The sequence below is a fragment of the Desulfovibrio desulfuricans genome, assembly GCF_004801255.1.
Taxonomy (GTDB): Bacteria; Desulfobacterota; Desulfovibrionia; order Desulfovibrionales; family Desulfovibrionaceae; genus Desulfovibrio; species Desulfovibrio desulfuricans_C.
This window is the reverse complement of record NZ_CP036295.1, coordinates 464,032-490,000: the sequence shown is the minus strand read 5'-3', so window position 1 is coordinate 490,000 and position 25,969 is coordinate 464,032. Positions and strand designations below refer to the sequence as shown.

Below are 25,969 nucleotides of genomic sequence, written 5' to 3'. Positions count from 1 at the left end.
GCCGTTTTGCTGCTGCAGATCCTGAACGCTGACCCCGTATTTTTTCGCAACGGACGAGAGCGTCTCGTCGGCGCGCAGGGTATGCCTCGGCCCGTCGTTTGCGGCCACAACCCGCGCTCCGGGCACATGCGGCTCGACCGCCTGTGGTTCTCGCTCTGCCGCGACTTTGCCCGTTTTGCCTGCCTTGCCGGACTTGTCCGCCTTGTCAGCCCCTTTGGCGGGCTTTGCATCCAGCGCCGCCACCGCCTGGGCCGACATGTTTACCGAACGCGGAACCAGCACGGTTTCGCCCGCCTTCAAAGTCGGATTGCCCGGATTGACCGCTCGCAGCGTCCCCACAGGCACGCCGCTGCGTCGACTGATTTTTTCCCACGAGTCCGCGCTCGACGCCACGGAACACGGGCCCCACCCGGCATAGGTCGCGCACTGGGGCGAGGCAAGATAGGCCCGGGCATCGTGCTCCCGGCTTGCGGGTACATATAGATAGGTGGGCCGCCCGGTATCGGTGATGGGGCGTTTGTGCTGCCGGTTGAAGGCGGCAAAGGTCTCCCAGTCCATACGGCAGGCGCGGGCCATGCCAGCCAGATCCGTCCCTGGCTTTGCCGTCAACCGCACCACGCCGGGCGCGCTGTCTGGATGGATGGGGTCAAACCCCAATTGGGACAGGTTGCGCATGATCTTGGTAACGGCCAGGTAACGCGGCACGTACTGCTTTGTCTCGTCACGCAGCTGGGCCTTGTCGTCCAGCATGTGGTTGCGCGACTTGATTTCAAAAAAATCGCGCCCGCCTGTGCCCTGTTTGGCCCGCCCCAGCTTGCCCTCGCCTGCGTTGTAGGCCGCAATGGCCGTGGGCCAGTCGCCAAAGTCGCCGTAGAGTTTTTGCAGATAATCGGCCGCAGCTTCTGTTGATTTAAACGGATCAAGGCGCTCGTCCGTCCACCAGTCCTGGTTGAGGCCGTATTTCTGCCCGGTATAGGGCATGAACTGCCAGGCCCCCGCTGCCCCGGCGGGCGACCGCACCTCGGAGCGGTAGCCGCTTTCCACAATGGCAAGATAGGCCAGATCCTCAGGCATGCCGCGCGAGCGGAACACCCGTTTGGCATAGGCCAAAAACTGCTCGGCCCGTTTGGACGAAGCGCTCATGGCAGGACGCCCCTTGCGCAAAAAGTATTTATACTGGCGCGTTACGTCGGGCATGGCGCTGTCGGGGATATTTTTGTCCACCTGGCCGGTGGTATTGAGCGCGGCGGTTTCACTGGCTGTCAGCGGCGGCGAGGTGTCCTGCTCGGGCACAGACATGGAGAGGCCCTGTCCGCCATCACCCCCCTGCCGCGAGGCGCACCCCCCGGCAAGCAGCAGACAACAGACAACAGCGAGAATGCACAATCTTGCCATTGCCGATCTGTTCCAGCATGATGCAACCATATGTTCCCTCCCCTTTTGCCACCCCGGCTTGCCATCTGCCGGGAAGATGCGTACACAGCCGCCATGGGCCATCAACGGCTTTATCCGTGCGCGGCCATGCGCGCAGGGTTGCCAGCGACCCACATGCGCAACCGCGCAAATATCACATAAATACCTTTTGGTGCGGGCTTTTGCCCGCGCCCCCTGCTCCATTCAATAATGGCCGCCCAACGGCCAACGCACACAGCCGGGAGGCCATATGCACAACGAAACCGAACAAGCCCCGCTGCTGCCGGGTCTCAAGCCCGTGCTGGAGCTGCTTGCCAGCGAGCCCCAGCGCATAGACTGCGTCTTTTGCAAAAAAGGCCTGCGCGGGGCCGACGCGCAGGAGGTGCTGAACCTCTGCCGCCAGCACAATGTGCGCTTTTCGCTGGTGGACCAGGTCGCCCTCGACCGCCTGTGCCGCCCGGGCGGGCAACCCGGCCAGGGGCGTCAGGGTCGTGACGGCGTCGCCCATCAGGGTGTTGTGGCCCGCCTTGCCGCCACCGGCTTTTGCGAGCTTGCAGACCTCTTTGCCGCAGTTGCCGACGCTCCCCTGCCCGTCATCGTGGCCCTTGATCAGGTGCAGGACCCCGGCAACGTGGGCACAATCTGCCGTACCCTTTACGCGTTGGGCGGCGCAGGCATCATCCTGCCCCAGCACAACAGCGCCTATCTCGGCCCCGCCGCCCGCAGAGCCGCCGCTGGCGCTCTGGAAAAACTGCCCGTGTCCAGGGTGACCAATCTGGGTCATGCCCTTGACAGCGCCGAAGAAGCCGGGCTGTTCATCTACGGCGCGGGAGGCGACGGCCCATCAAGCCTCGATGCCTTTACAGAACCCATGCAGTTGCCTGCCGTGCTGGTACTGGGCAATGAGGACAAAGGCCTGCGACCCGGCGTTGCCAAGCGCTGCGCCCACATGCTGCGCATCCCGCTGGCGCGCTCTTTTGACTCGCTCAACGTGGCCCAGGCAGGTGCTGTGTTGCTGGGCCTTGCCGCAGCGCATCGGGCAAAAAATTCTGCATCATAAGGCAAAAACTGTTCATAATTCCCTCAAGCAAAAAGCACGCCAACATAATTGGCTCTTTTTGCAGTAACGAGACAAGCCCTTGACGCAATAAAAAAGGAAGCGTACCCACGCTTCCTTTTTTATTGCAGACAAAAACAGCCTAAATTTTTTCTAGATTTTTGTTAGAAATAGTTTATACAGTCAGAGCACCACTACCATTTTCATATTTGCAGTTTCCATACAGTACCAACACCAATCAATTCAATCAGCGTAAACCCAAAAACTGCAATACCAGTCGCCAACACTGACGCAAGGCAGCCCCGCTCCCCACGACAAAAAACCCGCCCCTGCCAGTGCGCAATTGCGCAACATGGCTGGGGCGGGTCGGCATCTTCTGGGTGCAAACAGCGCCTGGCGGCAAAACCGCAACGCCCGCATCCGCAGGGATATTTAGCATGACGGGGGCAATGACCCCGCCTCTTTAGGCCATCTACCTGATGTACATGGGGATATTGATGAAAACGTCGCGCGTGAAGGTGATCATACGTTCCATGAGCCAGGGCAGAGCCAGCAGCAGGGCCAGAAACATGCACACGACCTTGGGTATAAAGGTAAGGGTCATCTCCTGAATCTGCGTTGCAGCCTGAATGACGCTTACCACCACGCCTACGGCCAGCCCCACGCCCAGCATGGGCAACGCCATCATCAAACAAAGTTCAATGGCCTGACGTCCAAAACCGATGACGAAATCTGGGGACATGGGCAACTCCTGAAAAATGACGGTGTAAGTATCTTGCTTGTCTGTAGGCAAAAAGCGGGCCAATGCTGAACGCGCAACTGCGGTCAGAGCAAAAAGCTGTTCACCGCGAGCCCACCAGCAGGTTCCAGCCGTCCACCATGACAAAAAGCAGCAGCTTAAAGGGCATGGACACCATCATGGGCGGCAGCATCATCATGCCCATGGCCAGCAGCACACTTGAAATAACCATGTCCAGCACCAGAAATGGAATGTAGATGAGAAAGCCGATGGTAAAGGCGGTTTTGAGCTCGCTGATGACGTAGGCGGCGGCCAGCAGCATGGTGGGCACTTCTTCCTTGGTGCGGGGGGCCTCGATCTTGCTGATGGAATAAAAGACCGAAAGGTCTTTCTCACGAGTGTGCTTGAACATGAAGGTGCGCAATGGGGCCTGCGCCCGGTCGAGCGCCACCTTGTAGTCGATCTGCTCCGCAAGATAGGGTTGCAGGGCGGTGTCGTTGATCTGCTTGCCCACGGGGTACATGATGACCACCGTCATAAAAATGGCAAGGCTGGCAAGAATCTGCGTGGGCGGCAGCTGCTGCACGCCCATGGCCTGCCGCAGAAAGCTGAATACGATGATGATGCGGGTAAAGCTGGTGACCGTGAGCATGATGGCCGGAGCCACCGAAAGTACGGTGAGCAGAAAGAGAATTTCCAGCAGCACCGAGACCTTTTCGGGCGATTGCGCGCCCCCGGCCAGGGTGAGCTGCATGGTGGGCATGGCCAGATCCTGAGCCGCATGGGCCACGACCGGCGCAAAAAGTGAAATAAGGCTAGCTGCCGCCAGCGCCGCGACTGGCTTCGTCCATGATCTGCTTGAAATCGGCGTTCTCTGGCTCATGCTGTGCCTGCTCCTCGGTCAATAGGGTAATCTGCTGGTCTGTAACACCCAGCAACAACCTTCTATTCAAGAAGCGTACCACCATCAAGCCTTTTCGCGGCCCAAGCGGCAACTGGGCCTCCATGACCAGAGCGTCGCGGGGCAGCGACCCCGGACGCGGCAAAAAATTGAACTTGCCGAAACGCCGCGCCAGCCACACCGCCAGCCACAGCAAGGCCACCAGCAAAAACAGTATGCCCACGGCCTGAATATAGCTGCCCCACGACAGCGACGACTGCCCAAGCGTAGAGGCTGGCTCGGCCATGGCTGTGGCGGCGTCCTGCGCCGCAGAGCCCACAGCGCCGCGCACGGCGCTGCCCGAAAGCCCGCCCTCGGCAGCGGCCAGCAGTACAGGCAGGCTAGCCAAGCTGCTTCACCCTTTCGATGGGGCTGATGATATCCGTCAGGCGCACGCCAAATTTTTCGTTGATGACCACGGCCTCGCCACGCGCCACCAGCTTGCCGTTGACGTACACCTCGAGGGGTTCGCCAGCCAGCTTGTTAAGCTCTACCACAGAGCCCTGACCCAGCTGCAGCAGCTCGTTGATGAGCAGCCGCGTGCGGCCAAGCTCCGCGGAGACGTCCAGCGGAATATCCAGAATAAAATCCAGCTCGCGCTTGAGCTTGTTGTCCTTGGGCTGACGGGCCATTTCAGTCATATCCTGAAAATGCGCGTCCACCGCATGACCGCCAAGCCCGGCGGCAGCGCCGGCGCTGCCAAACGAAGCAGGGCCCTTATCCTCTTCATCCTGCGCCAGAGACTCGGCCCACTGCGCGGCCAGAGCAGCCTCGTCCACAGCGCCGCCAGCGGGCGCGGCAGCACCTGCGGGCGCGGCAGCACTTGCGGGCGCGGCAGCACTTGCGGGCGCAGGCGCGGCACCGGCTGCGGGTACGGCTGCGGCGGGATCGGCGGCATTGGCCTCATCTTCCAGCTGTGCGGCCCACTGGGCTGCCAAAGCTTCCTGGTCTTCCTGCGACATAGGTCACCTCGTTCTCTCTTCCGTTACGCGCGGCGGGAACATCCCGCCTGCGTTGCGGAAAGGCCGTGCCCCAACGGGGCGCAGCCGTCAAAACTGCCTATTGAAATGGCGGCAGGCAGGGCCGGGCATCGAGGCCCCGCACCGGTTTGCGCCGGTCACTCAACAACAAAGTCGGTAAAATATACGCGTATGATCCTTTGCGCTCCCAAAATCTGGTTGAGCCGGGAGGCCACCTCCGCCTTCAGCAGCACCTTGCCGTCAGGCGACGAAATGTCGCCGTATGTCTTGCCCGCCAGCAGCATGATGATGGCGTCGCGTATTTTGGCGCTGTTGGCCTGCAATGCGGCGGAAACATCGGAGTTGACCTCGACCTCCATGCCCAGCTTGAGGTAGCGCCGCCCGGAGGGGTCGGAAATATTTACAGTAATGGCAGGCAAGGGCAGCACCTGCCCGCCGTTGCGCGGCAAATCGCTTTGCCGTTCAATGCGCGCATCACCCGCGCCGCCAGCATTGCCAGCTCCAGCCGCGCCGCCGTGGCCCGAGCCGCCGCCAGCATTGCCAGCGCCCGCAGCACCGGGCTGCCCCGCCGCCCCCTTGCCTGCGGCATCGCCCGCAGCGCTGTCCTGCGCCGCAGAGTTTGCCACAGAGGGCGTGCGGATAAAAAACCACCAGTAAGCGCCGCTGCCAGCACCGGTCAGGGTAATGAGCAGGATCGCCAAAATAATGACGATGCGCTTGATCCTGGATGGCTTTTTGGGATTTTCCGCCTGCCCTTCAGGCAGGGCCTTTGCTTCTTTTTCTTTGGCCGCCATATGCACTCCACCGATATTGTGGGGTCAAAAACGCGAACCGCTCAAGCCTTTATAGCAGGCTTTGTGCCAAATCATTACATCTTGGCAGGACGCGGCCCAAAAATATCCGTGCCTATGCGCACCATGGTGGCCCCTTCGGCCACAGCGCCTTCAAAATCGCCGCTCATGCCCATGGAAAGCTCGGGCAACGGCAACCCCAGGCGGGTGCGCAACGCGTCGCGCAGCTCCCGCAACAGGGCAAAATGAGGCCGCGCTGCATCGCCCGCGTCAAACACCGGGGGCAGGCACATAAGACCCTGCACGTCGAGATGCGGACAATGCTCAAGTACATAATCGGCCAATTGCGGCAAATCTGCAGGCATCACACCAGATTTTTGCGATTCGCCCCCAACATTTACCTCAAAGAGCACAGGCTGACGCAAACCGCCCTCGACCAGCCGCCGCTCCATGGCGTCGGCAAGCTTGCGCGAATCAAGAGTATGCACAAGGCTGAAAGCCCCCGCCACCAGCGGGGCCTTGCGGCTTTGCACATGCCCGATCATATGCCAGCGGATGCCTGCGCACTGGCGTGCGGTGTCCGGGTTTGCAGCAAGGTACTGCCGTTTTTGCAGCGCTTCCTGAACATAATTTTCGCCAAAATCAATCTGCCCGGCGGCGGCCACTACGGCCAGGGATTCCGCCGGATGCAGCTTTGACACGGCAATGAGCTTCACGCCCTGGCGTGACCGCCCGGCGGCTGCGCAGGCCGCATCCAGACGGTCGAGCACGCGCGCGTAACGCTCTTGCAGCAGTGTATCGCCCATGACTACTCCGCCATCAGGCCCATCTCGCGCAAAAAGGCCGCGTCTTCAGTCCAGTGTTCGCGCACCTTGACCCACAGCTCAAGGTGTACCTTGCCGCCCACCAGGTCCTGAATTTCCATGCGGGCCTCAATGCCTATCTGCTTGATGGACGCGCCCGCGCGGCCAATAACCATGGCCTTGTGCATGGGCCGCCCCACGTAGATGACGGCATGGATGACCGTCTGGCCGCGCTCTTCGTCCTCCTCCCAGCTTTCCACGTCAACAGCCACGGAGTACGGCACTTCCTGACGCAGGTGCAAAAACAGCTTTTCGCGCACGATTTCTGCAGTCATAAAACGCATAGGCGCGGTTGAAATCTGGTCTTCGGGGAACTGCGCGGGCGCAACGGGCAGCTTGGAGCGGATAAGGCGCGCCAGATCCGGCAGGCCGTCCTTGTTCAGCGCCGAGGTGGGAAAAATTTCCGCATGGGGCCACATTTCGCTCAGACGGGTCAGCAGCGGCAGCATGCGGCTTTTGTCAGAAAACAGATCCACCTTGTTGACCACCACGATCATGGGCCGCTCGTCGCTGGACAGAGCCTTGGCCAGAGGCGCGAGGTCGCGCTCCAGAAATTCCGGATGACGGATGTACAGGTGCGCATCGAGCACAGGCATGATGACTTCGGCCTGGGCAAGGCTTTGCCACACGGCCTGGAGCATGGTTTTGCTCAACCTGCCGCGCACCTGGGCGAGACCAGGCGTATCCATAAAGACAACCTGGGCTTTTTCGTCCGTAAGGATGCCCACAATCTGGTTGCGCGTTGTCTGCGGCTTGGGCGTGACAATGGTGACCTTTTGGCCGAGCAGGGCGTTGAGCAGGGTGGATTTGCCCGCATTGGGCGGCCCCATGAGCGCCACCCAACCGCAACGAAAGTTCTGGTCCGACATTCTTTCTCCCGGCTGGAAGCATCCAGCCTCTACCGTCGCTCAGCGACGGAATACTACTTGGTAATTTGCTGGGCGCGTGCGCGCAAACACGCCAAAAGCCGCCCTAAACGGGCTAACATCATAAAGAAAATTGCGCTTCCGCGTTCGGGAGGGCATGGGGGTTCGCGCACTTGCCCGGCACAATCAGAGTAAACCTTACTCTATAAACATACTATAACTGGCCTTCTGTCCCACATCCACGCTCCGGGGTCAAGACGCAGCCCCGCCATGCAACGCGCGCGCGCCGCATGCGCGGCTGCCCGCCGCGCGCAACCGGCGCACCATATTATGTATTTTTACGGCAAAAATACGGCTGCCCCGGATACGCCAACTTGACTATAGCCGCGCCAATGCTTAGTCTCGCGCCCATGCTCAGCCTATTTACCTACATTGCACTTATTGTTGGCGTTAACTTTGCCTTTACGGTTACCCCCCTCATACCCCTGCCCAATGGCGAAATGTGGGCGCCCCTTTCGCTCATCGTGGGCTTCATTTTTGTGGTGCGCGACTTTGCGCAGCGCCGCGTGGGGCATCATGTGCTCTGGGGCATGCTGGCGGGCTGCGTGGTCAGCTGGTTTATGGCCAGCCCGCAGCTGGCGCTTGCCAGCGCCGCCGCCTTTGCCGTGGGCGAGCTGGGCGACTGGACGGTATACACCTTCACGCGCCGCCCCTTTTCGCAGCGCATCCTCATATCGAGCATTGTGGGCGCGCCGCTCGACAGCATCGTCTTTTTGGGCATGATCGGCATTGCCACGCCGTGGTCGGTTGCAACCATGAGCCTGAGCAAGCTGGCGGGGTCGCTGCTGGTTTTCTGGCTGGTGCGCCGCCGCGAGCAGCGCGGATACGCACCTGAACATTTGCAGGCCTGAGCGTATGAGCAACGGGCCTTGCCCCGCATGCAAAACCCCGCGATGGCGTCATCGCGGGGTTTTTGTTTTTTGGGCGTGTTGCGTATAGGCTCACAGCCGTCCTTCAACGCAAGGGAGAGTGCATGGACACCCAGTACGAAGAAAAACAGGCGCAGGCGGAGCTTTTGCTCCAGCGCCTGGACAATGCGGGCCTGGCCGAATACGTGAAGCTGTCGCAAAAAACCGGCAAGATTCTGTGGCTTAACTTCCTCTCCGGCATTGCCAGAGGGCTTGGGTTCAGCATTGGCGCAACCCTAGTGCTGGCTGTGGTCTACAAAATTCTCGCCCGCATCATCAGCATGAATATTCCCTATCTTACCGAGCTGTTGCAGCAGGTCATGAGCATTGCCAAGGGCGGATAGCCCACCCCAATAAAAAAGCGGGAAGGAGAAACCATGTCCCCTCCCCGCTTCAGGTCGAAATCGGCGGCAGTTATGCGCCAGCAGCCGCGCGCGCGGCTTCGTCCGGATACAGGGCCGTAATTTTTGCCAAAAAATCCGTAAAACGGCCTTCCACAATGGCCTGACGGGCGTTGCGCGCCAGATCGAGATAATAGGTCAGGTTGTGCAGCGAGTTGAGCCGGAACGACAGCAGCTCCTGGCTGGCGTACAGATGCCGCAGATAGGCCCGCGAAAAGTTGCGGCAGGCGTAGCAGCGGCAGTTGGGGTCCAGAGGGCCGTCGTCCTCCGCAAACTCGCGACGCTTGATGTTGATCTTGCCAAGCGACGTGTACAGCGTGCCGTTGCGGGCATTGCGGGTGGGCAGCACGCAGTCGAACATGTCGACGCCTGCATGGATGCCCGTAACAATATCCAGCGGCGTGCCCACGCCCATGAGGTAACGCGGCTTTGCGCCGGGCAGCAGCGGGGCCGTGTGGTACAGCAGGTCGTACATCTTGTCTTTTGGCTCGCCCACAGAGAGGCCGCCAATGGCAAAACCGTCAAAATCCATCCCGCACAGTTCGCTGACCGAGCGCTCGCGCAAGTCTTTGTAAAAACCGCCCTGCGTGATGCCAAACAGCAGATTGTGCGCTGAGCCTGGCGGGTAGGCTTCAATGGCGCGCCGTGCCCAGCGCGTGGTGAGCGCCAGGGATTTTTCCGTATAGTCGTAATCCGCGCCAAAGGGCACGCATTCGTCCAGCACCATCATGATGTCCGAATCAAGATTACGCTGTATTTCCAGCACCTTTTCTGGCGTGAACAGATGTTTTGAACCGTCGAGATGCGAGCGAAACTCCACCCCCTCCTCGCGGATTTTGCGCAGCGAGCTCAGGCTGAATACCTGAAAGCCGCCGCTGTCCGTAAGGATGGAGCCGGGCCAGGAGGCAAACTTGTGCAGCCCCCCGCGCCGGTGCACCAGCTCGTCGCCGGGGCGCAGGTAAAGGTGATAGGTATTGCCCAGGATGATGGGCGCGCCAATGGCGGCCAGATCGTCCGGCGCAAGCGCCTTGACCGAGCCCACGGTTCCCACGGGCATAAAAATAGGCGTGGGGATAGCGCCATGAGCCGTTCGCAGCACGCCCGCGCGGGCGGCTCCGTCGGTATGTTCGATGGTAAATACGGTTTGCGACATGCCGCGCACACTATCTGCAAGCGCCGCCCTGCGCAAGAGGGGGCCGCAAATGGCCGGGCAAGGCCTGCCTGCGGCAAATTGTTGTGCCTTTTGGGCAATGTTGCTAAAGTTGCGGCCTTTCATCGTAGGGTGTTGTGCGCAGGGGCCGGGGCCGTTGCGCCGGGGGGAGCGCAATGGACGGGCGGCCCCCCGTTGCCGCCATGAGCGGCGCGCGGTCAGCCGCGCTGAGCGTCCTTCAGCAAAGTTCAAATGAGGGAATTCCCTGTGAGCGATTGCACCTTTTCACCTTCGCTGTGCCACATTGATCTTGGCGCCATCCGCCGCAATTTTGGCCGCATGGGCGAGGCCCATGCGCTTATGCCGGTTATCAAGTCCGACGCTTACGGCCACGGCCTTGTGCCGGTGGCCCGCGTGCTGTCCGATGCCGGTGCGCGGCGCTTTGCCGTGGGCACGGTTTCCGAAGCCATGGCCCTGCGCGACGCAGGGTTGCGGCAAACCATTGTGCCGCTGCTGGGGGCGCTTACCGATGTGGACTGGCAGGGAGCCGTCATGCAGGGGTTGACCCCGGTGGTGGGCAACTTTGACCAGCTCGAACGCGCGGCGGCCCACTGCCATGCAGGACGTACGCTGCGCGTGGCCATCAAGTGCGAAACAGGCATGGGCCGCCTTGGGTTTTCGCAAAAAGAACTGCCGCAGGTCATCGACCGCCTGCGCAGCATCCAGGGCATAGAGCCAGCCATGGTCATCTCGCATTTTTCCTGCGCCGACATGCCCGAGCAGGAGGCCTATACGCAGGAACAGGTGCGCCGCTTTACCGCCATGTCCGACGCGCTGCGCGAGGTTTTTCCCGAGATTGAGCGCTCGCTGTGCAACACGGCGGGCACCATCGGCAGGCCCGAAGCGCACTTCGAAGTATGCCGCCCCGGCATCTCGCTTTACGGCGGCAACCCATTTACAGGGACAACCTGGGAGGACAAGGGCGCAAAGCTGGGCCTTGAGTGGGCCATGAGCGTCAGCGCGCCTGTCATTGAAGTGCGGCAGCTCGCCGAAGGGCAGAGCGTGTCGTACGGCCGTCTGTTTACCGCGCAAAAGCCCTCGGTGGTAGCGGTGGTGGCCATAGGCTACGCCACTGCCTTCAACCGCGCGCTCTCCACCCGCACGGCCATGCTTGTCAATGGCCGCCGCGTCCCGCAGGTGGGCCGGGTGTGCATGGGCATGATCATGGCCGACGTGACCAATATCCCACAGGTGCGCGTGGGCGACACGGCATGGCTTGTGGGCGGCCCGGCAGACCCCGGCCAGACCCCGGTCACCCCGCAGGATATGGCCGACGCGCTGGGAACCATATCATACGAAGTGCTGTGTCTTTTCGGGGGGATGAACCCTCGCGTCTACGGCTAACCGGCCTGCGCCAAATTTTGGCTTGACAGGCCCATTTGCCGGACGTATAAGACTCGTTCCTTGCTCGCGCCCTGTGTGGCGTGGGCTGCCAATCCAAAAGGAGAAAACCGATGCGGAAATTTGAAACCCTACTGCTCCTTTCCCCGGAGCTTTCCGCCGAAAATCGCGAGGGCATCATCTCTGTCCTTACCGCGATCATCGAGCGTGAAAAGGGCGTCATGGTGGAAGTGGACAATTGGGGCATGCGCGATCTCGCCTACCCGGTGCGCAAACTGATGCGCGGCTTTTATGTGCGCCTGGTGTACCAGGCTCCGGCTGAGCTTATCGCCGAGCTGGAACGCAACGTGCGCATAACCGACGGCATCTTCAAGTTCGTGACCGTCAAGCTGGCCGACGAAGTGGCCGGGGAGGTTGCCTAACATGGCTTTTAAGAAAAAATTTGCTCCGCGCCGCAAGTTTTGCCGCTTCTGCGCCGACAAGGACCTGCCCCTGGATTACAAGCGTGCCGACATCCTGCGCGACTTCGTCACCGAGCGCGGCAAGATCATTGCCCGCCGCATCACCGGCACCTGCGCACACCACCAGCGCCTGCTGACCCGCGAAATCAAGCGCGCCCGCCAGATGGCCCTGCTCATCTACACCGCGACGCACGATTCTGGCGTCAAGAAAAAGAGCACCATTTAAGGAGGCGCACATGAAACTGATACTTCGCGCCGACGTTGAAAATCTCGGCATCCTTGGCGATGTGGTTGAAGTGAAGCCCGGTTATGGCCGCAATTTCCTGCTTCCGCAGGGTCTGGCCATGGTGGCTTCGCCTGCCAACCTCAAAGCCTTTGAACAGGAACGCAAAAAGCTTCAGGCCCGCATGGACGCCCTGCGCTCTGAAGCCCAGGGCATGCAGGCTCGCCTGGAAGCCCTGAATGTCGTCATTCCCATGCACGTGGGCGACAACGACAAGCTTTACGGCTCCGTCACGACCTCCATCATCGGCGACGCCCTGTCCGCCCTTGGCGTGGAAGTTGACCGCCGCCGCATTCTTATGGACGCCCCCATCCGTACCCTTGGCGAACACCCCGTCCGCGTGCGTCTGCACGCCAGCGTGATCGCCATTGTGCCGGTGAAGGTGGTCTCCGACCATCAGGCCACCGTTGAAGAAGAGCCCGCTTCTGCGGCTCCCGCTGAAGAAGCCGAGGCCGCCCAGTAGGGGTCCACGTGGCTTCCCGCAACGACAGCAATTCCGCCCCCGGCCACGCGGCCGGGGGCGCGCCTTTTGGGCAGGGCCGCAACAAAGACGGCCAACCCCGCTCTGCGCACGCCCATAGCGCCGAAAAAACCGAAGCCGACATCCTGCGGCGCGTGCCCCCCCATAGTGTAGAAGCGGAACAGGCCGTGCTTGGCGGCGTATTTATGCGCCCCCAGCTCATGCACTCCATTGTGGACCAGCTCACGGACGAAGATTTTTATCTGCCCGCGCACGCCACCATCTACAAGGCCTTTCTCGAGCTTTACCGCAAATCCGCCCCGCTGGACCTCATTTCCACCGCCGAGCAGCTCAAAAGCCAAAACGCCCTTGAAGAAGCAGGCGGCGCGGTCTATCTGGGCGAACTGGCCCAGGCGGTCGTATCCGGCGCCAATGCGGAATACTACGCCACCATTGTCCGCGACAAATCCCTGCAGCGCAGCCTGATCAACGCGTGCTCCGGCATTATCGTCAACTGCTACGACGCTTCGCGCGAGGTTGGCGAACTGCTGGACGAGTCGGAACAGGCGGTTTTTTCCATTTCGCAGCGCACGTCGGGCAAGGACTTTACCCCCACACGCGAACTGCTGGAGAGAGTCTTTGACAAACTCTCCAAGCTGGCCGACTCCAAGGACGTCATCACCGGCGTCACCACCGGCTATACCCGCCTGGACAAGCTGACCGCGGGCCTGCAGCCCTCTGACCTCATCATTGTGGCGGCCCGCCCCAGTATGGGCAAAACGGCCTTTTCCATGTGCATGGCGCTCAACGCGGCCGTGCGCCAAAACGTGCCCGTGGCCGTTTTTTCGCTCGAAATGAGCAAGGAACAGCTCATGCAGCGCATGCTTGCCGTGTGGGGCAAGGTTGATCTTTCAAAGCTGCGCCGTCCGTCGCTTTTGACCGACGAAGACTGGCAGCGGCTTTACGACGCCGCCGATGTGGTGGCCCGCGCGCCCATATTTATTGACGACACCCCAGCCCTCACCACGCTCGAGCTGCGCGCCCGCACCCGTCGCCTCAAGGCCGACAAAGGCCTTGGCCTGGTGGTTGTGGACTACCTGCAGCTCATGCGCACCAGCCGCCGCACCGACTCGCGCGAACTGGAAATTTCGGACATATCGCGTTCGCTCAAGGGCCTTGCCAAAGAAATGAACGTGCCGGTAGTGGCGCTGTCGCAGCTCAACCGCAAGGTCGAAGAACGCAGCGACAAGCGCCCCATGCTCTCTGACCTGCGAGAGTCGGGCGCCATCGAGCAGGACGCCGACCTCATCATGTTTGTTTACCGCGACGACGTGTACAAGTTTCAAAAACCCGCCGACCGCCCGCCGCAGGGCGTTGCCGAAATCATCATCGGCAAGCAGCGCAACGGGCCTGTTGGCGTTGCCGAACTTATGTACATGTCGCCCTACACCTCGTTTGAAGACATCGCCCCCGACTGGATGCCCCCGCCCTCCGAAGGCGGAGTCTAGATTTGCCGAGCCGTGCAATGCCGCAACAGCGGTTTTGCGCGGCTCATGCGCATCATGCCCATGGCAGAGTTCATCCTCTGCACGAAATTCCTACGCAATAACTGTCCATTTGAATGTTGGTTGATCAAACAACCCAAACGGCAATACTGCAAGTCCTGCCGCAGCACCTATTGTATGCCAGCAGTGTTCCATGCGTGCATGCGTATTTTCTCAACACCAAGTTTTGAGAAAATTTGCACAACAACTCAAAAAAATTCAATCATTTTGCCGGTTATGCTAATAAGACTGCAGGGTTCTCGCCGTCAGCCTCAAAAAAAATACGCAATACTAACTTTTTTTTGGCGATTCGTTGACAAGCCCTTCAAAGCGTGTTTCCATAATTTTCATGGGCCGCGTACCGGTAATACGTTTTACTGGGCGTAAGCGCGGGAAGATTGTTTTTTTTGAGAGGGTGTTTCATGTCTAAGTCCATCTATGTCGGGAACCTTCCCTGGTCTGCCAATGAAGAACAGGTTCAGGACCTTTTTGCCGAGTACGGTAGCGTTCTGTCTGTAAAACTCGTCAGCGACAGGGATACCGGCCGTGCCCGCGGCTTCGGCTTTGTGGAAATGGAAGACGGCGATGCCGATTCCGCCATTGAAGCCCTGGATAACTTCAGCTTTGGCGGTCGCACGCTGCGCGTGAACGAAGCCAAACCCAGAGCCCCGCGCCAGCCCCGCTACTAGGGAGCTGTAACGGACAAAGACACTCCCCGTGACCGGGGCGTTTTTTGTTGCGCGCACATCTTGCAGGGACACCGTATGGTGTCCCTGACTTTTCATGAGCAAAAGGGCAATGCGACGGGGTCAATCCGCGCATTGCCCTGCCCCCCCCTTTCTGCCTGCCGGAGGCCTTCAATCTGGCGCACTCCCATTCCACATCTGATCCGCCTCTTCAGGCCGCCGCATTCTGCAAACCGGGCAAGGGGCGTCGCTCTGCCGCGCAAGTCGCTTGCCGGGCTGCGCTCCGGTGCAACAGCGCGCAACGGCAACGAATTTTCACAGTTTTTATTGACGGGTCCGCCTTGCCGACTGCTGCAAATTTTGCCATGATGAAGTCATGACGCTTCTGCCGGTTTTTTCGCTCCGAATATCCTTGTCCGGCGCAACAATCCTTTGAGGAGGGCAGCATGCTTACCCCCAACCAGTGTGTGCTTTACAGCGGCGGCGCCGCAGGAACAGAACAGTTCTTTGGCGCTTTGGCCGAGAGCTGGGGTCTGGAAGAAGTAAACTACAGCTTTGAAGGACACCAGATCGAACGCACGCGCGGTGTGCGGGTGCTCACTTCTGAAGAACTGGCCCTCAAGGACGTAAGCCTGACCTACGTGTCGCGGCTCATGAGCCGCGAGTACACGCGCGCGCCCCTTTTCCGCAAGGTGCTGCAGTCCATCTGCTGGCAGGTCAGCAGCGGCGAGCAGATCATCGTTATCGGCGCGGTGCAGCCCGATGGCACAGTTAAAGGCGGCACCGGCTGGGGTGCGGAATTTGCCAAAATCTGCAACAAGCCACTGCTCGTGTTTGACCAGCCCAAGAATGCCTGGTTTTTCTGGGACAAGGCCAACTGGACCCAGACAGACGAGCCCCTCATTACGCACCCGCATTTTGCCGCAACCGGCACCCGTTTTCTTGAAGACAACGGCCGCATAGCCATACAAAACCTGTTTGAGCGGTCTTTTTCGCGCTAGACGCAATCCGCTTTTGCTGAAACGGCCCCTGGCTCGAACCCCGGCCCAGGGGCCGCGCTTGCGGCAGCGCCCTGCCTTCCGCAGCCGCGCGGCGTTTCAGCCCGCATTACCGGAGACCCCATGAGCCGTCAGTTTACCCCAGCAGAACAGGCTGTGCTGCGCATCGTGCAGGACAACCTGCCCGATTCGCTTACCCCTTACGCCGATATCGCCCAAAAGGCGGGCATGACCGAAGCCCAGGTGCTTGAGCTGCTCTGCTCGCTCAAGGAGTCGGGGGCCATCCGCCGCTTTGGCGCCAGCATAAAACACCAGAAAACCGGCTGGACCCACAACGCCATGGTCGCCTGGAAAGTCCACGCCGATCTGGTTGAGCTGTGCGGCGCAGAGGCCTCGCGCCACGACCATATCTCGCACGTCTACTACCGTCCAAGCTCCGCGCCCGACTGGCCTTACGAACTCTACACCATGATCCATGGGCGTAGCGAGGCCGAATGTCTGGGCGTGGTGGAAGACCTCAAACGCGACACCCCCCTGCGCGAGCACGCCGTTTTGCGCAGTCTCAAGGAACTGAAAAAAATTTCCATGACCTATTTTGCCTGATAAGGAGCCTTTGATGGACACCATCTCTCGGCAGCTTTTTGAAAAAGCCTGCGCCGTTATTCCCGGCGGCGTCAACAGCCCCGTACGCGCCTGCCACAATGTGGACAGCCAGCCCCTGTTCATCGCCGAAGGCCACGGCTGCCGGATCACCGATGTGGACGGTCGCGAGTATGTCGACTTTGTACTCTCCTGGGGCCCCATGATTCTGGGGCACGACGAACCTTCGGTGACAAAGGCCGTGTGCGAGGCTGCGGCGCGCGGCACAAGCTACGGCGCACCCTGCCCCGCAGAGGTGACCCTGGCGGAAGAAGTGGTCGCCGCCATGCCGAGCCTTGAAATGGTGCGCATGGTCAACTCCGGCACAGAGGCCACCATGAGCGCCCTGAGGCTGGCCCGCGCCGCCACCGGCAGGGACAAGGTGCTCAAGTTTGTGGGCTGCTACCACGGCCACGCCGACCCCTTCCTTGCCGCCGCCGGTTCCGGCCTTGCCACGTTTTCCATCCCCGGCACGCCCGGCGTTCCCGCTGCCGTGGTGGCCGACACCCTGCTTGCGCCCTACAACGACCTGGATGCGGTCAAGGCCATCTTTGAGCAGCACGGCGCGAGCATTGCCGCCATCATTGTGGAGCCCATCGCCGCCAACATGGGGCTGGTGCTGCCCAAGCCCGGTTTTCTCGAAGGTCTGCGCGCCGTTACCAGCCAGTACGGCAGCCTGCTCATTTTTGACGAGGTCATCACCGGCTTTCGCGCGGCCTTTGGCGGCGCGCAGGCCCGCTTTGGCATCGACCCCGACCTCACAACCTTTGGCAAGATCATCGGCGGCGGTCTGCCTGTTGGGGCCTTTGGCGGCAAGCGCAAGTTCATGGAAATGATTGCTCCCAGGGGCGGCGTGTACCAGGCGGGTACGCTTTCGGGCAACCCCCTGGCCATGGCCGCAGGCATCGCCACACTGAGCTATCTCAAAAAAGCCGACTACGCCGCGCTTGAAAAGCGCACCCACGCCTTTGCCATGGCGCTGCGCGACATTCTGGCAGCCAAGGGCGTACCCATTCAGATGCCCACCATCGCTTCCATGTTCTGCCCCTATTTCAGCGAGCAGGAAGTGACCGACTTCGCCAGCGCCAAGCTGTGCGACCAGAATATCTTCACCACTTTTTACAAGCAGATGCGCAATCAGGGCATCTATCTTGCCCCGTCCGGCTACGAAACCGGCATGGTCTCCTTTGTCCATACCGAGGACGACTTCGGCAAGGCTCTGGACGCCGCCCGCAAGGTAAACTTTTAATCCCTGCCCGCCAGAAGGGGTCTGCCGTTCAGGCCCCTTCTGGCGGGCGTCAGGTACTTGCTCCCTATTTTTGCCGTAATTTCCGTGGCTGGCTGTCGGCCTGCTGGGCACGCGCAGGTACACCCCGCCATGCCCCTGCAGCCGCATGCCGCCGGAGGCACCGTGCACAGCCATCACCGCACCCCCGCGCTTGCCTGCTATGCGCTCAGCCAGTCTGCGCTGCCCCTGGCGCACCGCCTGACCGCAGGCCTCTGCGCCGACCCGTGGGCCCTGCCCGGGGCGGCTCGGCCCCCCGCAGGCCGAAACGGGCCTGTCGCCCTGAGCACGGTTGAGCTGTTTGCCCCAGCGCGTTTTTGCCCGGCAGACGCGCACCCCTTTGAAAAAATCGGCCTGCTGGTGGGGCAAACCTATACCCGCTTTGCCGCCCATGCCTTTATCGGCGCTACGGGCATTGCCGTGCGGGCCCTGGCGCCGCTGCTCGCCCACAAAAGCACTGATGCCCCGGTACTGGTGCTTGACCCCGCCGGGCAGCACGTCATCAGCCTGATTTCCGGTCACTGGGGCGGGGGCAACGAGCTGGCCCGGCATGTGGCCCAAGTACTTGGGGCAACTGCCGTCATCACCACTGCATCCGACTGCGCGCCAAGCGGTGCGCCAAAACGCGACTCAGGCCCCGATCAGGGCCTGACCGGCGCAGAGCGCGGGCCGCAAGCGGCTGCCGCCCCGGCGCTGGATTTGCTGCTGCGCGACGCGGGCCTGATGCCCGTGGACTGGGACCGCCTGCCCGCCGTTCAGGCTGCCCTGCTTGAGGGCAGGCCCCTGCACCTCTGGGACCCCTGCCATGCCGTGCCGGATCACCCAGGGCTGCTACGCCTGCCGCCATATGCGGACGCGGACGGGCAACGCTCACCGCCGGAAATTGAGGGCCCCATGGTGGCCGCGCACTGGCGACGGCTTGAGCCGCGCACCGCAATGTTGCGTGTAGCTGTGCCCCGGCTGGTGCTGGGACTGGGCTGCCGCAAGGATGCCCCCGCAAGTCTGGTGCAGGATGCCGTACGCAACCTGCTTACGCGCCACGGGCTGGAGCCGCTGGCCCTCGCCGCGCTGGCTACCGTCAACGAAAAACTGCAGGAGCCAGCCCTGCAGGACCTGGCCGCCGCGCTGAACTTGCCCCTGCGGGGATTCCGCGCCGCAGAGCTGGCCCGCTGCGCTACGCCCAATCCCTCTGCCGCCGCAGGCAAACGCTTTGGGCAACCGCCCTTCAGCGTCTGCGAGGCTGCGGCCCTGCTGGCAGCAGGCCAGATTTTTCCGGCAGGCCATGCCCGCCTGCTCCTTCCCAAAACCATAGAGCAAGGCCAGCTGACCCTGGCAGTGGCCCTTGCCGACAGGATAAGCAAATGACTCCAGCAAGTTTGCATGTAGTAGGTCTTGGCCCTGGCGACGCCGCCTGCCTCACCCCCCAGGCCCGCACGGTACTTGAGCAGGCCTCCTGCGTGGCCGGGTACAGCCTGTATATGGAGCTGGTGCCGCCAGAGCTGCTTGCGGGCAAGCAGTGCATCAGCACGGGCATGCGGCATGAGGAGGAACGCTGCGCCGCCGCCGTTGACGCGGCGCTTGCAGGACAGCCCACGGCGCTGGTCTGCTCCGGCGACCCCGGCATCTACGCGCTGGCCGGGCTGGCTCTTGAAGTGCTCGAGGCGCGCGGCCTTGTGGACACGGTTCCCTTTGGCGTCGTACCGGGCGTGCCCGCCGTATGCGCTGCCGCCGCCCTGCTGGGCGCACCGCTGATGCACGATTTTGCCTGCATCAGCCTCAGCGACCTGCTCACGCCGTGGGAAACCATCGTGCGCAGGCTCCACGCGGCCCTTGAGGCCGATTTTGTCTGCGCCATCTACAATCCACGTTCCAAGGGCCGTCCCCACCATCTGGAAGAAGCTTTGCAAATAGCCCGCGAATACCGCGCGCCGCACTGCCCGGTGGGCCTTGTGCGCAAAGCCTTTCGCCCCGATGAACAGGCCTGCGTGTTCCGGCTCGACCAGTTTGACGCAGGGCAGGTAGACATGCTCTCCATACTGATCATCGGCAATACGCAAAGCCGCGCACTGGGCAGGTTTATGCTGACCCCACGGGGGTATGCTCAAAAAAAAGGCTCCAGTCTCGGCAGCTTATCAAAATAGTTGGAATGCCATTTCGGCATAGTCATTGACACGTTGCACTGAGGGCCGTAAAATTCTACTAATTTGTTCTCATCTGTCGCACATCAAGGAGGTCTGCCGTGAAAAAAATTCTGGTTCTTACCTGTGTCATGGTGTTTGCAATGGCTATGGCTGCTTTTGCCGCCCCGGCCGCTCCCGACAAGCCGCTGGAATTCAAGGGATCCCAAAAGACCGTTATGTTTCCCCACGCGGTGCATGCCAAGGTAGAATGCGTCACCTGTCACCACCAGGTAGACGGCAAGGAAAGCCTTGCCAAGTGCGGCAGCTCGGGTTGCCACGACGACCTTACCGGCAAGCAGGGCGAAAAGAGCCTGTACTATGTTGTGCACACCAAGAAAGAACTCAAGCATAACAACTGCATCGGCTGTCACTCCAAGGTTGTGGAAGAAAAGCCCGACCTCAAGAAGGACCTCACGGGCTGCGCCAAGTCCAAGTGCCATCCGTAGGCCCCCTTATCAGTTTATGCCAAAAGGCCGCCCTTGGGCGGCTTTTTTTGTGCGGTCGCGCAGATGCAACATACTGCCCCCCAAAAAACGGGCGCAGCCATGCCGCTGATTTATTCGCGCACTCGCCGTCGTGGGGCACCCCGCCACAAACAGTTTTGGCGGGTTTGCGTCTTTTGCCATAAACTGATACGAAAAAATGTCGTTTTTGCAGTATGAAACGATATATTTTGCACGATTCCGGCCTTTGGCCGCTGCACACAACCCACGAGGTGGCGCATGGTTGCCAAGAACACCGCTGAAACTGATGAACAAATCATCGATCTCACTGAACTGATCGAAAAAGGCGAAGTTCCGGCAAACGACCCGTCCGCGCAACCCCTGCACAACGCCGCCGAGGCGGAGGTGGAGCAGGAGAAGCTGCAGGAGCACCTGCGCAGTCTCAACGATGGCTCAAAACCCGCAGATGCCGAAATTGACGACCTGCTCGCCCAGATGGACGTCAAGAGCGAGGGACAGGAAGACCCAGCTGACGTTGCGCTCGATTTTTCCGCTCCTTCCACGCAAACGGACCACCCCATCGACCCCAACGAGCAGCTGAACATGCCGGGCATGGGGGATGTGGATAATCTGCTGAATTCTCTCGATATTCCTCCGCAACCGTCTGAGCGCGAGCCGGAAGCGGCCGAGCCGGAAACCGCCGATCAGGCCGTGGACGCCCTGCTCAACGACTTTAACGCGCCAGCAGGGCAGGCCCCTGCCGGAAATGGCGAGCCGGATCTGGACGAGTTGCTGGCCGCTGTGGCTGGCCCCCTGCCCACTGGCGGCTCAAGCCATATCGACGATCTGCTTGACGCGGCTCACCCCGCCGCCCCAGCCGCCCCAGCCGAGGCAGCGGCAGACAACGCCCTTTTTTCCAGTGATGCCCTGGACAGCATGCTGCACGCAGCGGCCACCGGGGTGGATGCGGCCACCGCGCCCGCTCCCGCCCCTGCAGCTGCTCCAATGCCTGCCCCCGCTCCGGCTCCTGCCCCTGCAGCAGCCCCAATGTCTGCCCCTGCTCCGGCTCCTGCCCCTGCAGCAGCCCCAATGTCTGCCCCTGCTCCGGCTGCCGCTCCGGCCGCCAAGACCGGTACGGACTTTGACATCGACAGTTTGCTGGCCGCAGCCGCTGAGGACCTCCAGAGCAGCGCCGAAGAATCCCCGGCAGAGGCAACGCCCGCGCCGCAGGCAGAGGTTGCAGCCGCAAAGCCTGCCGCTACGCAAACGGCCTCCCAGGCGGCCCCTCAGGCCGCAGCGCCTGCCGCAGCACCTGCCCCATCTGCAGCCGCCAAGACGAATATGGATTTTGACATCGACAGCCTGCTTGCTGCAGCAGCCGAAGAAACGCAAAACGCCCCGGATGCGAATCCGCAGCCCGACGTTGCCGCCCCAGCGCCGCAGCCGTCTTCTGAGCCTGCACCCCAACCGGCTCCCATGCCTGCCGCAGCTGCAGCCGCCAAGACGAATATGGATTTTGACATCGACAGCCTGCTGGCCGCAGCAGCCGAAGAAACGCAGAACGCCCCGGATGCGAATCCGCAGCCCGACGTTGCCGCCCCAGCGCCGCAGCCGTCTTCTGAGCCTGTGCCCCAACCGGCTCCCATGCCTGCCGCAGCCGCAGCCGCCAAGACGGATATGGATTTTGACATCGACAGCCTGCTGGCCGCAGCAGCCGAAGAACCGCAGGACATCCCCGGTGAAGCCCAGCCTCAGGTCGCGCCCCAAGCTGCCGCTGCCGCGTCAGCGCAGCCTGAAGCAGGATATTCCAACGACGATCTCGACAGCCTGCTGGCCTCAGCCGCTGCTGGCCTGGATGCAGCCGCCCCCGCCCCGCAGCCGGAATCTGCAGCGACGGCCCCGGCCGCTGCTGCTCCAGAGCTTGAGCCGCCGCACGACCTCAATGTGGACCTCGACAGCCTGCTGGCAGCGGTAAGCGGCGATCAGCCCCCCGCAGGCATGGAGCAGCCCCAGCCAGTTCAGGATGAGGAGCAGGCGCAGGCGCAGGCCCCCGTGGCCGAGCAGGCGGAGCCGGACATGCTGCTGGCAAACCCGGCGCAAACCGCGCCTCAGGAGGAGCAGGCTCCCGAGCTGACCACAGACTTTAACGCCCTGCAGGCAGCAGCAAAGGACGAACCCTTGCCTGCCGACGCCCCTCAGGATGTGGCCGTCCAGCAGTCCCCGGAAATCATGCAGGACATTATGCCCGACGTTTTGCCCGAGCCGCAGCCTGCCCCCCAGCCCGAGCCGCAGCCAGAAGCGCTGCCCGTCATGCTTGCGCAGGACGACATGCCGGATGATACTGAAAATGCCGGACAGGCGGAGCAACAGCCGGACTTTTTGCCCGCCCCCCTGGACGAGACCGACCCCAGCGAAGCGGAATCACAGGCAGTACTTGACGCCACGCTTGCGGCGGCCTCCGCCGAAGCGCTCGAGACGGTCATGGCCCAGGCCAAGGAGGCCTCGTCGCACGCGCTTGACGCCTTTGCCCAGGCTTTTGACGCCTCCAGCCGCGCGGCCGACGCCGCCGAAGCCGCCAGCAAGCTGGCCGAACGTGTGGAGCAGTGCGAGCGGGCGCTGCAAGAGGCTGGCGAGCGCATCATCGCGCTGGAGACTGCGCTGGAGTCGCAAATAGCAGCATCGCACGAGCTGGCAGCAGCCGCCCTGCCCCGGCAGGAGCTGGAGGGCATGTTTATGGAAGGGCATCCCCTGCATCAGGGGCTCATTGAATGTATCGGCAGGGCCGTGACCGAGGCCATGGCCGCCATGCCTGCGGCAGCGCCTGCCCCGCAATCAAATGCCGCCGACGTTCAGGCGATTGTCGACGAGCGGCTGCAGCCCGTCATTACTGCGGCACGCAGCGCCACGGCGCGCATAGACGCGCTCGAAATCCGCCTTGACGCTCTGGAACCCCGCTTTAACGACAGGGTTGAACGTGCGGCAGCTGCTGCGGCCGCACGCATTCTGCGCGAAGAAATCGGCCGTCTGCTCGAAGACCAGTAAACGGCGCTGCCCTTCGCGCCCTGCCGCAGCCCGCAACCGTCTGGAAAGCCCCTGCGCGTCAGGCGGCCAGGCACGTCGACCTTGCCAACGACAGGCGGAACGCATATGCTGTTGCGCGGTTTCGCGGGCGCTGCCCTGCGATTCTTACTACTAAAAAAAGGGGCGGGGGCTGTTGCTTCCGTTTCTTAACCCGTCCAGGCAATACCCGCTGTGGGTCAAGGCCATTCCCCAAAGGGGCGGGTTTTCATTTTTGCCGCGCCCGTACGGGCCGGAAGCTGAGGCTCACATGGATAAGGATCGCAAGGAAGCCTTGCAGGTTGCCAAGGAACTGACCGCCAAGTTTATTGAAACGCGCACGGTTTCTCCCAGCAATTTTGCCGAGGTGTTTCCCTCGGTCTACAGGGTCGTGTGCGCCGCCATCGGCGTGGACGCCGACCAGGACAAGGGCGGAAAATAACGTGGAACCTTCGCGCAACTCCGCCTCCGAGCCAGCAGTCAAGCCCGCGCACGATGCGGCCGTGGCTGGCATGTTTGGACGCATTGTGCCGTTTTACGACCTGCTCAACAGGATGCTCAGTCTTGGTCTTGACCAGTACTGGCGCAAGGTGCTGGCGCAAAACGTGCGCCTTGGGGATACCGGCAGGGTGCTTGATCTGGCCGCCGGCACGCTTGACGTCTCGCTGGCCATCCGCCGCCGGTATCCCTCGGCCATTGTTCCGGCCATGGATTTCTGCCCGCCCATGCTCGTGCGCGGCAGCCGCAAACTCAAGGACGCCAACGCCCGCAGCATCTTGCCTGTGGCGGCCGACGCCAAACGTCTGCCCCTGCCCGACGCCTCTGTCGACTGCATCACCATTGCCTTTGGCATACGCAATATTTTGCCGCGCGAGGCGGCCTTTGCCGAAATGCTGCGCGTCCTGCGCCCCGGCGGCAGGGCCTGCATACTCGAATTCGGTTCCGGGCAGGAGCGCATCTGGGGCGGGCTGTACAACGTCTACCTCAACCACCTGCTGCCCAGGGTAGGCAAGATTTTTTCAAAAGACCCAGGCGCGTACGAATACCTTGCCGACACCATCCGCAAGTTTCCCTCCGCGCTCAGCCTTGAAAAAGAACTGCGCACGGCGGGTTTTGAACGCGCATGGCACGAAAAGCTCACCTCGGGCATTGTCTGCCTGCATGTGGGGGAAAAAGCGCGCTAAAAAACAGCGCCCCCGTCCTCATGCGCCAGCATGGGCAACGACGGCGCGGCTAAAAAGGCGAAAAGGATAGAAAGCGTTAGCGGCTGGCCAGCGCAACCAGGGCTAGCCCCAAGGCCAGCGCGACCAGACCTATGGCCCTGAGGCGACTCTCCGGCTGGGGCAGCAATTGCAGCAGGGCTCGACGCATCCCGCCGGGAAACAGCGTCCAGCAAAGGCCTTCGATAATGATGGCCAGCCCCAGAGCTCGCAAAAAAAGAGCGTAGTCAAATTTCATGGTCTTCTGGTGACGCAAAATCTCTGTTTTGTAAAGGAACGAATCATGGCTGCTCGCACGGCGCCGCACATTGGCAAGGGTACGCCAGACCAGACATGGCCCGTAGGACGTACCGCGTCAGTGCTGCCGCAAGCCCGCGCCGGCTGGAGGGCCGAAGCCCTGTGAGCCTGCTGCTCTGCGCTGCCACTGGTCCGGAACTGGCGGGCCTTGTGCCCGGATTCGCCCCGGAATGTTTTTCTGCTTCTGCGCCAAAAAGCTGGCCAGAGATGACCCTGTGGCCCCTGCGCCTCAAGTGCGCGGCCCTGTGCTGCATCACCGGGGTGGGGCCCGTCAACGCGGCCCTGGCCATGGGTATTGCCCTCAGCCGGGCAAAGGCCGAAGGTACGCCCATTACGGCAGTGCTTAACGCGGGGCTTGCCGGGGCCTTTGATCTGGCGCAGCGCCCCCTGCTGGCCCTGTGCCATGTGCGGGAAGAAATCTGGCCCGAATACGGCCTGCACGACGGGCGTTCGGTAACGGCTCAGGCTTTTGGCTTTCCGCAGTGGCAGCCCCCAGACGGCCCGGCCGTGCGCGACCGCATTCCTCTGGCGGGGCTGGAGGCTTTGGCGCAGTTTGGCGCGCGCCATGGGGACGATGTATTTTTGCCCAGCACATCGCTGACGGTGGCCGGGGTCAGCGCCAGCTTTGCCAGAGCGGCCGACCTGCGGGCCAGCTATGGCGCTGATCTGGAAAATATGGAAGGCTTTGCCGTGGCTTACGCCAGCGCCCGCGAGGGCGTACCGTGCGTCGGGGTGCGCAGCGTCTCCAACAAGGTCGGCCCCCGAGCCAATGATGAAAAGGATTTTCCCGGTGCGCTGGCAGCGCTCACGCGGGTATTGCCCGCGCTTAACCTTATCTGAGTAGCAT

General features: G+C 61.8%; 28 protein-coding genes and 1 pseudogene (1 of these 29 cut by a window edge). 19 read left to right on the top strand and 10 right to left on the bottom strand.

What is annotated here, in order from left to right; all coding sequences use genetic code 11:
• Nucleotides 1–1,395 carry the 5' portion of a lytic transglycosylase domain-containing protein gene (locus DDIC_RS01955; protein ID WP_247647518.1) on the bottom strand. It extends 327 nt beyond the left edge of the window, so only the first 1,395 of its 1,722 coding nucleotides appear in the window; the start codon lies at nucleotides 1,393–1,395; the stop codon falls past the left edge of the window.
• Between the two features lie 268 nt (nucleotides 1,396–1,663).
• On the opposite strand from DDIC_RS01955, the gene DDIC_RS01950 reads away from it, so the two are divergent.
• Nucleotides 1,664–2,473 carry a TrmH family RNA methyltransferase gene (locus DDIC_RS01950; protein ID WP_136398895.1) on the top strand — a complete coding sequence of 270 codons (810 nt, stop codon included), beginning with the start codon at nucleotides 1,664–1,666 and terminating at the stop codon, nucleotides 2,471–2,473.
• Nucleotides 2,474–2,942: 469 nt separating this feature from the next.
• Here the strand turns inward: DDIC_RS01950 and fliQ are convergent, their stop codons facing one another.
• The 7 genes and pseudogenes from fliQ to era form a co-directional block, all read right to left on the bottom strand.
• Nucleotides 2,943–3,212 carry a flagellar biosynthesis protein FliQ gene (fliQ, locus tag DDIC_RS01945; protein ID WP_136398894.1) on the bottom strand — a complete coding sequence of 90 codons (270 nt, stop codon included), beginning with the start codon at nucleotides 3,210–3,212 and terminating at the stop codon, nucleotides 2,943–2,945.
• A gap of 83 nt (nucleotides 3,213–3,295) precedes the next feature.
• Nucleotides 3,296–3,972: pseudogene (gene fliP, locus DDIC_RS01940) on the bottom strand (flagellar type III secretion system pore protein FliP).
• A 52-nt stretch (nucleotides 3,973–4,024) separates the two neighbouring features.
• Nucleotides 4,025–4,498, bottom strand: a complete 474-nt coding sequence (fliO, locus tag DDIC_RS01935; protein ID WP_247647517.1) for a flagellar biosynthetic protein FliO — start codon at nucleotides 4,496–4,498, stop codon at nucleotides 4,025–4,027.
• Nucleotides 4,491–5,111, bottom strand: a complete 621-nt coding sequence (gene fliN, locus DDIC_RS01930) for a flagellar motor switch protein FliN (RefSeq protein ID WP_136398893.1) — start codon at nucleotides 5,109–5,111, stop codon at nucleotides 4,491–4,493. The genes fliO and fliN overlap by 8 nt, the downstream gene beginning before the upstream one ends.
• Nucleotides 5,112–5,266: 155 nt before the next feature.
• On the bottom strand, nucleotides 5,267–5,923 hold the full coding sequence (locus DDIC_RS01925; protein WP_136398892.1) for a flagellar basal body-associated FliL family protein: 657 nt from the start codon (nucleotides 5,921–5,923) through the stop codon (nucleotides 5,267–5,269).
• A gap of 74 nt (nucleotides 5,924–5,997) precedes the next feature.
• Complete coding sequence (locus DDIC_RS01920; RefSeq protein ID WP_136398891.1) at nucleotides 5,998–6,726, bottom strand: YggS family pyridoxal phosphate-dependent enzyme; 729 nt, start codon at nucleotides 6,724–6,726, stop codon at nucleotides 5,998–6,000.
• Between the two features lie 2 nt (nucleotides 6,727–6,728).
• Nucleotides 6,729–7,652 (bottom strand): GTPase Era, encoded by a 924-nt coding sequence (era, locus tag DDIC_RS01915; RefSeq protein ID WP_136398890.1) that lies wholly within the window; start codon nucleotides 7,650–7,652, stop codon nucleotides 6,729–6,731.
• Between the two features lie 389 nt (nucleotides 7,653–8,041).
• On the opposite strand from era, the gene DDIC_RS01910 reads away from it, so the two are divergent.
• The gene (locus DDIC_RS01910) at nucleotides 8,042–8,560 is read left to right on the top strand and encodes a VUT family protein (RefSeq protein ID WP_136398889.1); all 519 of its coding nucleotides are present in this window, start codon (nucleotides 8,042–8,044) and stop codon (nucleotides 8,558–8,560) included.
• Between the two features lie 122 nt (nucleotides 8,561–8,682).
• A complete protein-coding gene (locus DDIC_RS01905) occupies nucleotides 8,683–8,961 on the top strand; it encodes a DUF5665 domain-containing protein (protein WP_136398888.1) in 279 nt (92 codons plus the stop codon).
• Nucleotides 8,962–9,031: 70 nt separating this feature from the next.
• Here DDIC_RS01905 and tgt read toward each other — a convergent pair whose 3' ends face one another.
• A complete protein-coding gene (tgt, locus tag DDIC_RS01900) occupies nucleotides 9,032–10,171 on the bottom strand; it encodes a tRNA guanosine(34) transglycosylase Tgt (RefSeq protein WP_136398887.1) in 1,140 nt (379 codons plus the stop codon).
• Between the two features lie 264 nt (nucleotides 10,172–10,435).
• Between tgt and alr the strand changes: the two genes are divergently transcribed.
• The 15 genes from alr to DDIC_RS01830 all read left to right on the top strand — a co-directional run bounded on the left by alr (nucleotide 10,436) and on the right by DDIC_RS01830 (nucleotide 24,789).
• Nucleotides 10,436–11,572: an alanine racemase gene (gene alr, locus DDIC_RS01895; protein WP_247647516.1), complete on the top strand. Its 1,137-nt coding sequence runs from the start codon at nucleotides 10,436–10,438 to the stop codon at nucleotides 11,570–11,572.
• Between the two features lie 110 nt (nucleotides 11,573–11,682).
• Nucleotides 11,683–11,991 (top strand): 30S ribosomal protein S6, encoded by a 309-nt coding sequence (gene rpsF, locus DDIC_RS01890; RefSeq protein WP_136398885.1) that lies wholly within the window; start codon nucleotides 11,683–11,685, stop codon nucleotides 11,989–11,991.
• 1 nt (nucleotide 11,992) lies between these two features.
• Entirely contained in the window at nucleotides 11,993–12,256 is a 264-nt protein-coding gene (rpsR, locus tag DDIC_RS01885; protein WP_136398884.1) for a 30S ribosomal protein S18, read from the top strand.
• A 10-nt stretch (nucleotides 12,257–12,266) separates the two neighbouring features.
• Nucleotides 12,267–12,776 (top strand): 50S ribosomal protein L9, encoded by a 510-nt coding sequence (rplI, locus tag DDIC_RS01880; RefSeq protein ID WP_136398883.1) that lies wholly within the window; start codon nucleotides 12,267–12,269, stop codon nucleotides 12,774–12,776.
• 8 nt (nucleotides 12,777–12,784) lie between these two features.
• A complete protein-coding gene (gene dnaB / locus DDIC_RS01875) occupies nucleotides 12,785–14,281 on the top strand; it encodes a replicative DNA helicase (protein ID WP_136398882.1) in 1,497 nt (498 codons plus the stop codon).
• Between the two features lie 458 nt (nucleotides 14,282–14,739).
• A complete protein-coding gene (locus DDIC_RS01870) occupies nucleotides 14,740–15,006 on the top strand; it encodes an RNA recognition motif domain-containing protein (protein WP_136398881.1) in 267 nt (88 codons plus the stop codon).
• Between the two features lie 443 nt (nucleotides 15,007–15,449).
• Nucleotides 15,450–16,004: a hypothetical protein gene (locus tag DDIC_RS01865; RefSeq protein WP_136398880.1), complete on the top strand. Its 555-nt coding sequence runs from the start codon at nucleotides 15,450–15,452 to the stop codon at nucleotides 16,002–16,004.
• A gap of 120 nt (nucleotides 16,005–16,124) precedes the next feature.
• Nucleotides 16,125–16,604, top strand: coding sequence for a siroheme decarboxylase subunit beta (gene ahbB / locus DDIC_RS01860; protein WP_136398879.1), 480 nt, complete (start codon nucleotides 16,125–16,127; stop codon nucleotides 16,602–16,604).
• Between the two features lie 13 nt (nucleotides 16,605–16,617).
• The gene (hemL, locus tag DDIC_RS01855; RefSeq protein ID WP_136398878.1) at nucleotides 16,618–17,889 is read left to right on the top strand and encodes a glutamate-1-semialdehyde 2,1-aminomutase; all 1,272 of its coding nucleotides are present in this window, start codon (nucleotides 16,618–16,620) and stop codon (nucleotides 17,887–17,889) included.
• 162 nt (nucleotides 17,890–18,051) lie between these two features.
• Entirely contained in the window at nucleotides 18,052–19,290 is a 1,239-nt protein-coding gene (locus DDIC_RS01850) for a cobalt-precorrin 5A hydrolase (protein WP_247647515.1), read from the top strand.
• Complete coding sequence (gene cobJ, locus DDIC_RS01845) at nucleotides 19,287–20,066, top strand: precorrin-3B C(17)-methyltransferase (RefSeq protein WP_136398876.1); 780 nt, start codon at nucleotides 19,287–19,289, stop codon at nucleotides 20,064–20,066. The genes DDIC_RS01850 and cobJ overlap by 4 nt, the downstream gene beginning before the upstream one ends.
• A 98-nt stretch (nucleotides 20,067–20,164) precedes the next feature.
• Nucleotides 20,165–20,551, top strand: coding sequence for a cytochrome c3 family protein (locus DDIC_RS01840; RefSeq protein ID WP_136398875.1), 387 nt, complete (start codon nucleotides 20,165–20,167; stop codon nucleotides 20,549–20,551).
• Nucleotides 20,552–20,827: 276 nt separating this feature from the next.
• Complete coding sequence (locus DDIC_RS01835) at nucleotides 20,828–23,590, top strand: hypothetical protein (RefSeq protein ID WP_136398874.1); 2,763 nt, start codon at nucleotides 20,828–20,830, stop codon at nucleotides 23,588–23,590.
• 286 nt (nucleotides 23,591–23,876) lie between these two features.
• Nucleotides 23,877–24,047, top strand: coding sequence for a hypothetical protein (locus tag DDIC_RS13745; protein ID WP_168732437.1), 171 nt, complete (start codon nucleotides 23,877–23,879; stop codon nucleotides 24,045–24,047).
• 1 nt (nucleotide 24,048) lies between these two features.
• Complete coding sequence (locus tag DDIC_RS01830) at nucleotides 24,049–24,789, top strand: ubiquinone/menaquinone biosynthesis methyltransferase (protein ID WP_282097274.1); 741 nt, start codon at nucleotides 24,049–24,051, stop codon at nucleotides 24,787–24,789.
• Nucleotides 24,790–24,865: 76 nt separating this feature from the next.
• Here the strand turns inward: DDIC_RS01830 and DDIC_RS01825 are convergent, their stop codons facing one another.
• Complete coding sequence (locus tag DDIC_RS01825; RefSeq protein ID WP_136398873.1) at nucleotides 24,866–25,063, bottom strand: DUF2065 domain-containing protein; 198 nt, start codon at nucleotides 25,061–25,063, stop codon at nucleotides 24,866–24,868.
• 161 nt (nucleotides 25,064–25,224) lie between these two features.
• Here DDIC_RS01825 and mqnB point away from each other — a divergent pair, with 161 nt between their 5' ends.
• A complete protein-coding gene (gene mqnB / locus DDIC_RS01820) occupies nucleotides 25,225–25,962 on the top strand; it encodes a futalosine hydrolase (protein ID WP_136398872.1) in 738 nt (245 codons plus the stop codon).
• Nucleotides 25,963–25,969 lie beyond the last annotated feature (7 nt).